We start from the raw sequence: 14010 nt of genomic DNA, 5'->3' as shown, positions 1-14010 counted from the left end.
TAGCAGAGCCGCACGTCGCGCTGCGAATCTCGAGCTGGGGTTGAAATCAGCTCGAGCACAACCTTGCTTGGACGCGGCAGACTGTATCCGGTGGCTCGACATCGCGCCGCCGACCGACTCCAACGGGGGAATCCATGACCACACCCGACCGACTCCGCCGGGAGTTTCCCGGCATCTCCACTCGCGCCTGGGAGCATCCCGCCGACCGCACCGCCCTGGTCGGGCTGCGGCAGCTGAGCGGCTTCGACACCCTGCTGCGCACGCTGTCCGGACTCCTGCAGGAGCGCCAGCACCGGCTCATGTATCTGGCGACCGCAGTGCGGGTCGACGAGCGGCAGTTCAAGAACGTCCATCAGCTGCGCGAGGACGCGGTGAAGATCCTGGACGCGCAGCGCACGCCGGAGATGTTCGTGCTGCAGCAGCCGGAGGCCAATGCCTTCACCATCGGCATGGACCGGCCGTTCATCGTGCTCACCACCGGGCTGCTGGATCTGCTGGACCCCGAGGAGCTGCGCTTCGTGGTCGGCCACGAGCTCGGCCACGCCCTGTCCGGGCACGCGGTCTACCGGACCATGCTCATGCACCTCATGCGGATCGCCGACAGCATCGGCTGGATGCCCGTGGGCGGCTGGGCGGTTCGCGCCATCGTGGCGGCGCTGATGGAGTGGAGCCGCAAGTCCGAACTCTCCGGCGACCGGGCCGGCCTGCTGGTCGGGCAGGACGTGGAGGCGTCGGTGCGCGTGCACATGAAACTGGCGGGCGGCTCCCGCGTGGACCAGATGAGCCACGCCGCCTTCCTGGCCCAGGCCGACGACTACGACCGGGCGGGCGACCTGCGCGACGGCGTCCTCAAACTGCTCAACCTGGAACTGCAGACCCACCCGTTCTCGGTGCTGCGGGCCGCCGAGTTGCGGCGCTGGATCGCCAGCGGCGACTACGACCGGATCCTCGACGGCCAGTACCCGCGCCGGGATCAGGACAAGAACGCCCGCATCAGCGAGGAGATCAAGCACGCCGCACGGTCCTACAGGCAGAACTTCGAGCAGTCCGAAGACCCCCTGATCCGCACCGTGCGCAACCTGGGCCGAGATTTCGGCGAGACGGTCGGCACGGTGGGTCAGGAAGTCAGCGAAACTCTTTCGAAGTTGGGCAAGCGGATCCGGGGATCGGACTAAGGGGGTGTGGGGGCTTAGCCCCCACCCATTTGTAACCCCGGGGGGGTTACTAGTCCTCGGCGTCCACGACCGGCGGGGTCTCGAAGATGTCGAGGAGCCACTCTTCGGTGGCGCTCTCGGAGTCTTCGTCGTCGGGGCGGATGCGGTTGCTCAGCTTGACGCCCAGACCGAGCAGCTGGGCGGCCTTCACCATTTCGATGGCCTCATCGGGGCCGCAGTAGTGCGTGGCGATCAGACGGGGCTCGTCGTCGAAGTCCTCTTCGGACAACAGCGTCTCCACTTCCAGACCTTCATCGGTTGTCGACATGGGTCAGCACAGTACGCGGAGAGTTCGCCGCAGCGGTACCGAAACTCGCTCAGCGAGTGAACAACCAGGCGACGACTACGAGAACGAGAAGTGCGATCAGGGCAAGCTGGACACGAGAGCGAGGCATCTCAGGCGGCTTCCTTCCGGATGCGCTGCGGCTGCGCGGCGGGGACCGCGGCCTCGCGGGCGGCGATCCGGTCGCGTCCGGCCACGCGCAGCGCCACCCGCAGCGTCCGGTCGAGCAGGTAGGCGATGGCCAGGCAGACCGGCACCATGGCGGCCAGCACCACCGCGAACTGGGGCACGAAGGGCAGACCGGCCACCCACAGTTCGACGCTGTCCCACCAACTTGCGATCGCATGCACGACCCCAGCCTAGGCCGAAGTCGCAATGGTGGACGATTCGGGCCCTTCGGGCCGAAGATGTCTGTTATGGAGTCCTACGACGAACCGGAGTCCTCCGACCGCCCGCTCGGCAGTGAGATCGGTATCGATCCGGAGGCCGACTACGACGATCCGTCCTCGGTGGATGCCCCGAGAGAGGGCATCGACCGCAATGACCCCTCGCTCGCCGATTCCTATCTCCCTTCGCCCGCGGGTGGTATGCACAAATCCGTGTTTCCCCCCATCGACGATTACGCCTTCCTGTCCGACTGCGAGACCAACTGCCTCATCGCGCGCAATGGCTCGGTTGAATGGATGTGCGTGCCACGCCCCGACTCCCCCAGCATCTTCGGGGCCATGCTGGACCGCAGCGCGGGCCACTTCCGGATCGGCCCCTACGGTCGCAATGTGCCCGCCGCGCGCCGGTATCTGCCCGGCGGGCTGATCGTCGAGACCACTTGGCAGACCGAGACCGGCTGGCTCATCGTGCGCGACGCGCTGGTGCTGGGTCCCTGGCACAACAACCGCTCCCGCAGCCGCACCCACAAGCGCACCCCCATGGACTGGGATGCCGAGCACATGCTGCTGCGCACCGTGAAATGCGTGAACGGCGTGGTCGAGCTGGAGATGAGCTGCGAACCGGCCTTCGACTTCCACCAGGGTCCGGCCAACTGGACCTACAGCGGCGACGTCTACGAGCAGGCCAGCGCCACGTGCGAAATCGAGGGCTGCCCGACCCTGATCCTGACCACCGACCTGCGGCTGGGCCTGGAGGGCCGGGAGGCGCGCGCTCGCACCCGCATGAAGGAGGGCGACGAGGTCTTCGTCGCCCTGTCCTGGTCGGACCTGCCGCCGCCGACCACCTTCGCCGAAGCGGCCGACAAGATGTGGCAGACCACCGAATACTGGCGGCAGTGGATCACGCAGGGCCGCTTCCCCGATCATCCGTGGCGCGGGTTCCTGCAGCGCAGCGCCTTGACCCTGAAGGGCCTCACCTACGCGCCGACCGGCGCACTGCTCGCGGCCGCCACCACCTCGCTGCCGGAAACACCCGGCGGCGAACGCAATTGGGACTACCGCTACACCTGGGTGCGCGACTCCACCTTCGCGCTGTGGGGCCTCTACACCCTGGGCCTGGACCGTGAGGCCGACGACTTCTTCGCCTTCCTGCACGATGTGGCGACCGACGGCGACGGGAAAGCCGTTCCGCTGCAAGTGCTCTACGGCATCGGCGGGGAGCGCGAGATCACCGAGTCCGAGCTGCCGCACCTGTCCGGCTATGACGGCGCGCGACCGGTGCGCATCGGCAACGGGGCCTACAACCAGGACCAGCACGACATCTGGGGCACCATCCTGGATTCCGTTTACCTGCACGTGAAATCGCGCCAGCAGGTGCCGGAGACGTTGTGGCCCTTGCTCGAACGGCAGGTGCAGGCGGCAATCGAGAACTGGCGCAACCCCGATCGCGGCATCTGGGAGGTGCGCGGCGAGCCGCAGCACTTCACCTCCTCCAAGGTCATGTGCTGGGTGGCGCTGGATCGCGGCGCGAAACTGGCCGAGCTGCACGGGGAGATGGACTACGCCAAGAAGTGGCACGACATCGCGGACGAGATCCGGGCCGACATCCTCGACAACGGCGTCAACTCCGCGGGCGTGTTCACCCAGAGCTACGGCAGCGAGAGCCTGGATGCCTCACTGTTGCTGGTGGTGCTGACCCGCTTCCTGCCGCCCACCGATCACCGGGTGCGGGCCACCGTGCTGGCCATCGCCGACGAGCTCACCGAGAACGGCCTGGTGCTGCGCTACCGCACCGAATCCACCGACGACGGGCTCTCCGGCCACGAAGGCTCGTTCACCATCTGCTCGTTCTGGCTGGTGTCGGCGCTGGTGGAGATCGGTGAGCTGCCCCGCGCCCGGCAGCTGTGCGAGCGGCTGCTCGGGTACGCGAGCCCGCTCAAGCTGTACGCGGAGGAGATCGACTCGCGCACCGGACGGCACCTGGGCAACTTCCCGCAGGCGTTCACCCACCTGGCGTTGATCAACGCGGTGATGCACGTGATCCGGGCCGAGGACTCGCGCACCGCGAGCACCTTCAACCCGGCGCACCCGGGACGCTGAAAAAGCTTCCAGAAAAAGAGAATCGGCCGCTTTCGCGGCCGATTCCCTTCAGTACGAGGGACTCTCGCCGATCGCGTCGGCGTTCTCCCGGATCTCGCGCAACCGCACCAGCGAGCGTTCGATCTCGGTGAGCCGGGCCTCGCGGCCCGCGCCCGAGCCCACGGTCGCCGCCTCCTCCGCGGCCCGCAGCGAGGCGTCCACCGAACGCAGGGTAGCCGTGGCGATCTCGGTGAAATGATCGCGCAGGCTGCGCTGCACCGCGCGCAGCCGGTAGCGGGACTCCTTGCTCACCTGGAAGATCACATCGTCCATGAGCCGGGCCACCGCCATCTTGGCCTCGGCCTGGCGGCGCTGGCGGCGAGCCTTGCGGTCGTCCCACAGCGCGTTCACGCCCAGCAGCACGGCCGCGCCGCCGGAGTACCAGTTCACCAGCGACATGTGCAGCAGGCTGGTGATCAGGCCGACCATGAGCAGGCCGCCGTAGGAGCCGCGCAGGGCGGTCAGGATCTGTTGGACGACACCGTGTTTGGCGCTGTCCAGCTTGTCGAGCGCGGCCACCGGCTCCAGCACCTCGCCGACATCGCCCGGACTGTCCAGCTTGAGATCGGGGGTGGGGATGCCGCTCTCGGGGAACTTCGCCGCCACCTGCTCGGCCAGCTCCACCGAACGGTAGTGGGCGATGACGAAGTTCTCCTCCACCGCCTCGCAGATCTTGGCGTCGAGATCCGCGCCGAAGTCGGCCCAGCCCTTGGCCGGATCGCCCTTCATGATCTCGGCCTCGGCCTCGCGGATCAGGCTGCGCAGCCGGTGCCGCAGATCGTGTTCGGTGTCGGCCATCAGCTCGCCCGCGCCGTCGGCCAGGGTCACCTGCCAGTTGGCGGTGCGCTGGCGCAGCTGTTCGGCCTCCTCGCGGGTGCGGCGCAGCTGTTCGGTGATGACGGTGAGCCGGCGCGGATCCCGCAGCGTCTCCGCCTCACTGCGCAACGCCAGGGCCAGATGGTCGGTGATGAGCGCGATGTCGCGCACCGCGGCGCGCACCGCCACCGCGTCGGCGCGGTCCAGCACGTAGGAGCGCAGGTGGTCCAGTAGTTGCGGCACACCGGATTCCAGGTCCAGCTGCTGATCGCCATTGGCGGCGGCGTGCTCGTGCAGCCGCGCCGAGGCGGGGGCGACCGCGAAGGCCAGCCCGGCGTCGTCGAGCAGTTGCCGGTCGTGCTGCTGCACCTGCGGCCACTGCGGATACTGGTCGATCTTGTTGAGCACACAGACGACGGTCGGGCACACCTGCTGGATGCGCTGCAACTGCTCGATCTGCGCGGGGGTGAACGGCGCCCGCGCGTCCGCGACGTAGAGCACCGCGTCCGCGGCCGCGATGAGCGACCAGGTGGCCGGGGTGTCGCCGGGCGAACCGGGCGCGTCCAGCACCACGAAGCCCTCCGCCAACAGCGGGCTGGGCTGGGTGAATTCGGCCCGGATCACCTCGCCGGAATCCAGCTCGGCGGCGACCGCCTGCGGATCCACCGGGGTGCGCTCGGCATTGCCGCCCGGCCCCGCCGTCACCAGGGTGGCGGCGGACTCGGGACCGTACTCGGCGATCACCGGCACGCTGGGCCGGCCCTCGGTGGCGCTCACCTGCGCCCCGACCAGGCTGTTGACCAGCGTGCTCATACCGTTCTTGGACTCGCCGACCACGACCAGCCGCACCCGCGGATCCACCAGGCGCGCACGGGAAATGGCCAGCCGGCCGGACAGATCCACCCGGCCCGAGGCATGGGTCAGCTCGAGCAGCCGATCGACCAGCTCGACCAGCGGACCCAGCGCATCGGAATTCTTCACCGCGACCTGATGACCGGGGGCGCTCACAGCAGCAGCATGTGATCGCCCGGACCCTGCACCGGGGAGTGATGGGCATCGACGAACGTGGCATCGGGCGTGAGACCGGAGAACAGACCGGAATCGTGCAGCAGACCGGAATCGTGCAGCAGACCGGAATCGTGCAGCAGACCGGAATCGTGCACCGACAGTGCCTGGGTGTCCGAGTAGTCGGCGATCGGCAGCACGTGGGTGTCCGCTATCGGTGTCGCCACGGGCGTCACGTGATGGCTCGAATCGGACTGGTCCGACATGGGTTTCACCGGCACCGGGTCGATGTGCGGCTGCGTGGTGATGGGCTGCTGCACCGTCGGGGCCGGAGCGACCGTCGGGGCGGGCGCGACCGTGGCGGTGGGCTGATGGGTCGGCGCCTCCGGGGTCGGCGCGACCGTCGGGACGGAGACGTCCGGGGTCGGGCGCACCGGGGTGACGGTCGGCTGATGCGTCGGCACCGTGTTGTCCTCGGTCGGCACGGTGACCGTCGGTGTGCCGCCGTGGGTTCCGGGCTCGTCGGTCGGGGTGTGCGGCTTGGTGATGTCGCTGCCGCCGGTGTTGGTCGGCGGGACCGCGGGGGTGGTCACCGCACCGCCGCCCTTGGTTAGATCGTCGAGACCACCGGGGACCTTGATCGTCGGAATCGTGGGCGGGGTGGTGATCGCCGGCGCGGTCGCGCCCGGCGTGTTCACGTGCGGCGCCGGAGACGGGGTCGGCGCGGCCGTCAGCGGCGCCGGCTTGTCCGTCAGGGTCGTCTGGTGGCCGGGCGCGGACGGATCGCCGCTCGCCAGCACCGGCTGCTTGCCGTGGTCGAACAGCGCGGGCGCGACGGCCGCGGGCGCGGTCAGCGGCGACGGGCCGCCGTGCGTGGACAGCAGATTCGCGATCGGCTGGTTCGCGGCGTCCGGCTGGATGGTGGTCTGCAGCGGCGTCACCGTGACCGGCTGGGCGACCGCCGCCGGAGCGACCACGGCCGGAGCGACCGGTGCGGGCGCCACGGGCGCGGCGACCGGGGTCGGCGCGGGGTTGAGCGCCACGGGCGCGGCCGGGGCCGACGCCGCCGGGGTGCCGAGGGCCAGCGGGTTCGAGGTCGCCGCGACCGGGCTCGGCGCACCGAGCGGCGAGGTGGACGCGCTCAACGGTGAAACGGCGGAGGCGGCGGGCGAACTCGCGCCGGGCACAACGGAAGTGGGGGCGGCGGCCGACGCCGACGGCGAGACACCCTGGGCCGACAGGGGATTCGAACCGGCGGGGCTCGCGGATCCCGAATTCAACGGCTGCCCGGTGGCACCGGGAGTGGAGGTGCTCGGAGCGCCGTTCGCGGGGGTCCCCGGAACATGGTTGAGGGCCTGGCCCGCCTGCTGCTGGAAGGCGTGGTACTGGTTGCCCACGTTGCCGACACCCACATCGACCTTCAGGTCGGAGCGGAACCACACACCGTCGAGGCCGACGTGCGCGTCCACGGTCCAGTTGGTGCCGACGAAGATGCCGACGCCCTGGCCGTCCGCGCCACCGACGCCGTCGAAGGCGCCCGGGTGATGGCCGGGGGTGGCGGGCGCGAAGGACTCACCGGTCATGCCGGGCACGTGCATGCCGTTGGTACCGGGCAGGCCGAAACCGGGCAGGCCGGACATCCCCGGCAGGCCCGTCAGGCTCTGCAGGAAATTCGACTGCGGCAGTTCGGGAGTCGCCAGATGCGATTCGGCCGGGGCGCCGGGCTGGCCGCTCTCCTCGGTGGGCAGAGTCCAGCCCGGGTGCAGTCCCGCGACGCTGGTGTCACCGTCGGTCAGGCCGAGTCCGTGGAAGCCGGACACCGGGGGAACGCTCTGCGACATCGGATCGAACGAGGTCGGGAACAGGCCCGCGTCGGTGCCGTGCTCGAAGCTGTCGAGGTGCGCGAAGGGCGCGTTCACCGGTTCGACGCCGCCGACGGGTCCGTGGTGCATCGGGGGCGCCGATTCGGGGGTCAGGTCCGGGAAGGTGATGGTCGGGCTGGGAGCCTGCGGCTGCGGGTCGTTGACCTGCGACCAGCCGACGCTCTTGGAGTCGTGGGTGATGGCCGGGGTGCCGCCGCGGCTGCCGCCCGCGGCGATCAGCGCGCCGCCGGTGACATACGCGCCTGCCCTGGCCACGCGCGCGACACCGTCGGCAATGCGGTAGGCGGCGTCCCCGCCTTTGTCGTCGGCACCGGAAGCGTCGTCGAGGGGCAGATCACGTGTCATACAGGCTCCGCTCTCAGGGCTCCGGCGATCCGTCCGCGCGGACCACCGAACCAAACTCGTTTCACACCCTATTTCCGGTTATCCGGTCTGTCACATCCGCCTGGTAGGGGACGGTGTGCACAGCGGTGCGTCACATAGCTTGTCACCCTGCATATCAGGACGGAAGACCCATTTTCGGGGTGCATACCGAACCTTGCGCCCGACCGGCGACCAATAAGTCCCCGAACCCTAGCAGTAGCTTGCCTCTCTGCCGAGGGGTTAGCGGGCACCCCATCCAGCCGGGAAAGCACTTCACCTCGCCCGGCGCAGGAACCACCCACACCCAGCCGAGAGACCAACTCACCCCGCCCAGCACGGGACCTTCCCCCTCCCCCACCCAGCACGAGAGCTTCCCCAACCCACCCGGCACGAGAGCTACCCCAACCCACCCAGCACGAGAGCTACCCCAACCCACCCAGCACGAGAGCTACCCCAACCCACCCAGCACGAGAGCTACCCCAACCCACCCAGCACGAGAGCTACCCCAACCCACCCAGCACTGTGCCCCGCTGCCGACAGGCAGCGGGGCACGGGAGCCAGCGAGAGTGCGCGTGCGCTACTTCTTCTTGTTGTCCGACGCTGAGTCGGTGGACAGCGCGGCCACGAAGGCTTCCTGCGGCACTTCGACGCGGCCGATCGTCTTCATGCGCTTCTTGCCTTCCTTCTGCTTCTCGAGCAGCTTGCGCTTACGGCTGATGTCACCGCCGTAGCACTTGGCGAGCACGTCCTTGCGGATCGCCCGGATGTTCTCGCGCGCAATGACCTTCGAGCCGATGGCGGCCTGGATCGGCACCTCGAACTGCTGGCGCGGGATGAGCTCGCGCAGCTTGGTGGTCATCTTGTGGCCGTAGGCCTGGGCGGCGTCCTTGTGCACGATGGCCGAGAACGCGTCCACCGCCTCGCCCTGCAGCAGGATGTCCACCTTCACCAGGGCGGACTGCTGCTCGCCGGACTCCTCGTAGTCGAGCGAGGCGTAACCGCGGGTGCGCGACTTCAGCGAGTCGAAGAAGTCGAAGATGATCTCCGCCATGGGCAGCGTGTACCGCATCTCGACGCGGGTCTCGGACAGGTAGTCCATGCCCAGCAGTTCACCGCGGCGCGACTGGCACAGTTCCATGATGGTGCCGACGAATTCGCTCGGCGCGATCACGGTGCAGCGGGTGATGGGCTCGTAGATCTCGCGGACCTTGCCCTCGGGCCAGAACGACGGGTTGGTGACGACGTGCTCGGTGCCGTCCTCCATGACCACGCGGTAGATCACGTTGGGCGCGGTGGAGATCAGGTCGAGCCCGAACTCGCGCTCGAGGCGCTCGCGGGTGATCTCCATGTGCAGCAGGCCGAGGAAGCCGCAGCGGAAGCCGAAGCCCAGGGCCACCGAGGTTTCCGGCACGTAGGTCAGCGCGGCGTCGTTGAGCTGCAGCTTGTCCAGCGCGTCACGCAGGTCCGGGTAGTCGGAGCCGTCGACCGGGTACAGGCCGGAGTAGACCATCGGCCGCGGTTCCTTGTAACCGGCCAGCGCCTGGGTCGCGCTGTCGCGGGCGGTGGTGACGGTGTCACCGACCTTGGATTGCCGCACGTCCTTCACACCGGTGATGAGGTAACCCACCTCGCCGACGCCCAGGCCCTGGGTGGGCTTGGGTTCGGGTGACACGATGCCGATCTCGAGCAGTTCGTGCTGCGCGCCGGTGGACATCATCTTGATCTTCTGGCGCGGGGTCAGCTTGCCGTCGACCACACGCACGTAGGTGACGACACCGCGGTAGGTGTCGTAGACCGAGTCGAAGATGAGCGCGCGGGCGGGCGCGTCGGCGTCGCCGACCGGCGACGGGATCTCCGCGATGACCTTGTTCAGCAGCTCGGGCACACCCACACCGGTCTTACCGGAGACCCGCAGCACGTCCTCGGGCTCGCAGCCCACGATGTGCGCGATCTCGGCGGCGTAGCGGTCGGGGTCCGCGGCCGGGAGGTCGATCTTGTTGAGCACCGGGATGATCGTGAGATCGCGCTCCATGGCCAGGTACAGGTTCGCGAGGGTCTGCGCCTCGATGCCCTGCGCCGCGTCGACCAGCAGCACCGCGCCCTCACAGGCCTCGAGCGCACGCGACACCTCGTAGGTGAAGTCGACGTGGCCGGGGGTGTCGATCAGGTGCAGGACGTAGTCCTCCCCGTCGACCTGCCAGGGCAGGCGCACGTTCTGCGCCTTGATGGTGATGCCGCGCTCACGCTCGATATCCATGCGGTCCAGGTACTGGGCGCGCATGGCCCGCTCCTCGACCACTCCGGTGAGTTGCAGCATTCGATCGGCCAGGGTCGATTTCCCGTGGTCGATGTGCGCAATGATGCAGAAGTTCCTGATCTTGGAAGGATCGGTGAACGTCTTGTCGGCGAAGCTGCTAATCGGAGTCACTCCTCGGCATGGCGAAACAGCGGCATGTCAACGTGCAAGTCTACGGTGCTGGACCGGATGTCCTCGCCCGGGCATTCCACACCCGCGAACGACCCATCGCCGCAGGCGAATCCGGTGCGGATGAGAATCGCGTGGTACGCCGTTAGGCTGCGGACCATGGCCGGCAGGTGGAACGCTCTGGGGAAGCAGTTGGGGATCGTGGCTAAAGAGCAGGGGACCCAGCTCGTGACGAATCAAGCCCCGAAGTTGATCGGGCGGGTGCGTCAGTCCACGATGTGGGACCGCGCGCTGAAGGCGATGGGTACGCCGCGGCAGGGGCCGGGAGTGAACGTCCGCCCGACCTCCTCGGCGGGAGTCCCCTCCCACGAACGCGCGCGGCAGATCGTCTACAGCCCGCAATTGGACGGCCGCGCCGATCCGGGTGAGATCGTGTGGACCTGGGTCCCTTACGAGGAGGACCCCGCCAACGGCAAGGACCGCCCGGTCCTGGTGGTCGGCCGCGACGGCAAGACACTGCTGGGCCTCATGCTCTCCTCGAACGCCGACCACGCCCACCACGACAACTGGGTGGGCATCGGTTCCGGGGCGTGGGACAGCGCGGGCCGCGACAGCTGGGTCCGGCTGGATCGCGTCCTCGACGTCCCCGAGATGGGCATCCGCCGCGAGGGCGCGATCCTGCCGCGCAAGACCTTCGACAAGGTGGCACATCGGCTCTGCGCCGAATACCACTGGCATTAGGCCCTTTCCACACTGAACCGAGAGTTGTCAGCTCACCAGGTTGCGGGAGCGGCCGTAGATCATCCCGTAGACCAGCGATCCCAGGACCCCGCCGATCAGCGGGAAGACGATGAAGACCCACAGCTGGGCGGGGGCGCCGTCCTGGTAGAAGGCGACGGCGAGGCTGCGGGCGGGGTTCACCGAGGTGTTGTCGACCGGGATCGAGATGAGGTGGATGACGGCGAGGGTGAAGCCGATCGACAGGCCCGCCAGCGGGATGTCGGAGAGCTGGTCGGTGGAGGCCAGGACCACGAAGACCAGCAGGGCGGTCAGGATGACCTCGACGGTGATGGCGGCGGCCAGGCCGTAGCCGTTGGTGGTGACCTCGCCGAGCACCACCTTGGAGGGGCTGTGCGCGCCCCAACCGTTCGCTCCCAGGCCGTCTTTCGCGCGATCGTAGGAGGGCAGATTCTTGGCGACGGCGTAGACGACCGCGCCCGCGGCCAGGCCGCCGATGACCTGCGCGATCCAATAGGCCGCCGCCACCACGAGGTTCACCCGCCCCAGCAGCAGCTGGCCGACGGTGACCGCGGGATTGACGTGGCAGCCGGAGATCGGGCCGATCGAGTAGACCAGGAACAGCAGAGTAAGGCCGAAGGCCAGGGCCACGCCCAGCGCGCCCACCCGGTCGCCCGCCAGCACCGCGGTGCCGACACCGCCGAGGACCAGCACGAAAGTGCCCAGCGCCTCGGCGAATACCTTGCGGCCCAGGGTGGGCGGATGTAGGTCGGTGAGATCCTCGGCGACTTCCTGAGCTGTGGGAGACATCGGCTACCTTCCGCTTGGTGTGAAAAGCGCTTCAGGCCAGGCGGGTTATCTCCACCACGACCTCGAGATCTGTCGAGCCACTCCCGCTGAAGATACCTTTGAGAGGGGGCACATCCGCGTAATCACGCCCCACACCGACTGAAACGTGTTGCTCTGTCACGGGAATGTTGTTGGTCGGGTCGTAGCCCCACCACTGCCCGGTCCAGGCCTCCACCCAGGCGTGCATCTGCCCCGCGACGGTGGCGCCGACCTCGGCGGCCGGGTCCGGATGCAGATAGCCGGACACATACCGGCTGGGAATCCCCATGCCGCGCAACAGCAGCAGGGTCAGGTGGGCGAAATCCTGGCAGACGCCTTGCCGTTCGGCGAAGGCCTGCACCGCCGAGGTGTGCACCGATGTCGTCCCGGCCAGGTAGTTCATCTCCCGGTTCACCCATTCCGCCGCGCGGACAACCGCTTTGGCGGGCGGCACGCCCCGGGCCAGCTGACGCGATATCGGGGCCAGCCGCCGTTCGCGCGGGACATACGAGGTCGGGTTCAGCAGTTCGTCGAAGCGGTCGGCGACGGCGTCGTCGCGCAGTTCCTCCCAGGACAGTTCCTCGGCGGGTCCGGCGAAGGGCTCGGTCTCCACGACCGAGGCGCTGGTGACCTCCAATTCGGTATGGGGAGCGTGCAGGTCGAAGGCCGTCACCGCGGTCCCCCAGTAGTCGATGTAGCGGAACGACCGGGTGGAGGGCACGGTGTCGACCCGATTGAGGATGACGTTCTGTCGGCTGTCGGCGCGCGGCGTCAGCCGGGCCTCGTTGAACGACCGCGTCACCGGCGCGTCGTAGACATATCCGGTGGTGTGCACCACCCGCATCCGCCAGCTCATGCTCTATCCTCCTCGGCGCGCACGGGGCCCTCCGTGGTTACGCTGCGCTCCCGCCTGCGGGCCTGACCGTTCACGCCAGTTCCTCCACTCGCACGGAGTTGCGCCCGTGCAGCCCGGTCCACGCCACCCACGACTCGGCGTGGAAGTACTGCAGCGCCACCGCCTCCCCGACCTCCCGGCAGGTCTGCTGCAACCACAGCAGCCGGCTGGGCAGGTCCTCGAGCAGGACCGACGGCGGAATGAACTCCAGCTCGCTGCGCGCCCGGCCCAGCAGCCGATGTGCCTCGTGGCGTGCCGCGAACCTGCTGTTGGGCCGCTGATCCAATTCCTGCAGACAGGTTTCCGCGACCCGCAGCGAATGGAAGACCGACCGCGGGAAAAGGCGGTCCAGCAGGATGAATTCGGCGATCTGATTGGCGTCGAGCACCCCGCGATGAGTACGCAGATAAGGGTCGTGCGCGCCGGCCGACCGCAATACCGTGACCCATGCCGGAGACGACGTGCGATCACCGGCCCGCGAATGCAACAGGCGCACGGTCATATCCACGCGTTCGATGGATCTGCCGAGCAGCAGAAATCGATATCCGTCGTCGCGGCTCAGGGTGGAATCGGAGAGCCCGGAGAACATGGCGGCCCGGTCGGTGATGTAGTGGCAGAATTCGTGCGGCCCCAGCGCCCGCGCCGCGCGCTCGGCGGCCGCCAATCCGTTGTAGGTGGCGTTGAGGCATTCCCACATTTCGGTGGAGGTGACTTCGCGTGCGCCCCGGGCATTCTCACGGGCGCGACTGACGGAATCCACAATGGATCCGCCGTGGCGGCCGAAGGCCACCAGCTCGGTCACCGACCACACGTCCAATTCCAGATCCTGCTCGGGCGACTCGATCCCCAGCACCCGCAACAGGACTCGTGAGGTTCGGTCCGGATCGACGGTGGCGTCCTCGAGCAGCTGATGGACCGCGACATCGAGAATGCGTGCCGTATATTCGGCACGCTCGACATAACGACCGATCCAGAACAGGGATTCGGCATTGCGCGCCAACATGATCCGACCACCTAACGCTGTAACCACCTGCC

At 68.4% G+C, this 14010-nt stretch carries 11 protein-coding genes; 3 read left to right on the top strand and 8 right to left on the bottom strand.

Translation table 11 applies throughout. From position 1 onward, the window contains the following. The first annotated feature begins 134 nt into the window (after positions 1-134). Positions 135-1175, top strand: coding sequence for a M48 family metallopeptidase (locus tag GPX89_RS03460; protein WP_157354997.1), 1041 nt, complete (start codon positions 135-137; stop codon positions 1173-1175). Positions 1176-1224: 49 nt separating this feature from the next. On the opposite strand, the gene GPX89_RS03455 is transcribed toward GPX89_RS03460, so the two are convergent. Further along, complete coding sequence (locus tag GPX89_RS03455) at positions 1225-1482, bottom strand: hypothetical protein (protein WP_157354996.1); 258 nt, start codon at positions 1480-1482, stop codon at positions 1225-1227. 128 nt (positions 1483-1610) lie between these two features. Continuing rightward, on the bottom strand, positions 1611-1847 hold the full coding sequence (locus GPX89_RS03450) for a hypothetical protein (protein ID WP_328601464.1): 237 nt from the start codon (positions 1845-1847) through the stop codon (positions 1611-1613). 237 nt (positions 1848-2084) lie between these two features. Here GPX89_RS03450 and GPX89_RS03445 point away from each other — a divergent pair, with 237 nt between their 5' ends. Next, positions 2085-3983 (top strand): glycoside hydrolase family 15 protein, encoded by a 1899-nt coding sequence (locus GPX89_RS03445; RefSeq protein WP_235946820.1) that lies wholly within the window; start codon positions 2085-2087, stop codon positions 3981-3983. A gap of 48 nt (positions 3984-4031) precedes the next feature. Here GPX89_RS03445 and GPX89_RS03440 read toward each other — a convergent pair whose 3' ends face one another. The 3 genes from GPX89_RS03440 to lepA form a co-directional block, all read right to left on the bottom strand. Next, the gene (locus tag GPX89_RS03440; protein ID WP_328601463.1) at positions 4032-5846 is read right to left on the bottom strand and encodes a P-loop NTPase family protein; all 1815 of its coding nucleotides are present in this window, start codon (positions 5844-5846) and stop codon (positions 4032-4034) included. After that, positions 5843-8071, bottom strand: a complete 2229-nt coding sequence (locus tag GPX89_RS44260; protein ID WP_235946646.1) for a hypothetical protein — start codon at positions 8069-8071, stop codon at positions 5843-5845. Before GPX89_RS44260 ends, GPX89_RS03440 begins: the two co-directional genes overlap by 4 nt. Before the next feature lie 595 nt (positions 8072-8666). Beyond that, a complete protein-coding gene (gene lepA / locus GPX89_RS03430; protein WP_328601462.1) occupies positions 8667-10517 on the bottom strand; it encodes a translation elongation factor 4 in 1851 nt (616 codons plus the stop codon). Positions 10518-10673: 156 nt separating this feature from the next. Between lepA and GPX89_RS03425 the strand changes: the two genes are divergently transcribed. Further along, positions 10674-11255, top strand: coding sequence for a type II toxin-antitoxin system PemK/MazF family toxin (locus GPX89_RS03425; protein WP_157354994.1), 582 nt, complete (start codon positions 10674-10676; stop codon positions 11253-11255). Between the two features lie 27 nt (positions 11256-11282). Here the strand turns inward: GPX89_RS03425 and GPX89_RS03420 are convergent, their stop codons facing one another. From GPX89_RS03420 to GPX89_RS03410, 3 genes are all read right to left on the bottom strand, one after another. Continuing rightward, positions 11283-12062 (bottom strand): aquaporin, encoded by a 780-nt coding sequence (locus tag GPX89_RS03420; RefSeq protein WP_157354993.1) that lies wholly within the window; start codon positions 12060-12062, stop codon positions 11283-11285. Between the two features lie 31 nt (positions 12063-12093). Then, positions 12094-12936: a transglutaminase family protein gene (locus GPX89_RS03415; RefSeq protein WP_157354992.1), complete on the bottom strand. Its 843-nt coding sequence runs from the start codon at positions 12934-12936 to the stop codon at positions 12094-12096. A 70-nt stretch (positions 12937-13006) separates the two neighbouring features. Further along, entirely contained in the window at positions 13007-13978 is a 972-nt protein-coding gene (locus GPX89_RS03410; protein ID WP_157354991.1) for an alpha-E domain-containing protein, read from the bottom strand. Positions 13979-14010: the final 32 nt, after the last annotated feature.

This window comes from Nocardia terrae, from assembly GCF_009760405.1.
Lineage (GTDB): Bacteria > Actinomycetota > Actinomycetes > Mycobacteriales > Mycobacteriaceae > Nocardia > Nocardia terrae.
This window is presented reverse-complemented; position numbering and strand designations above follow the sequence as displayed.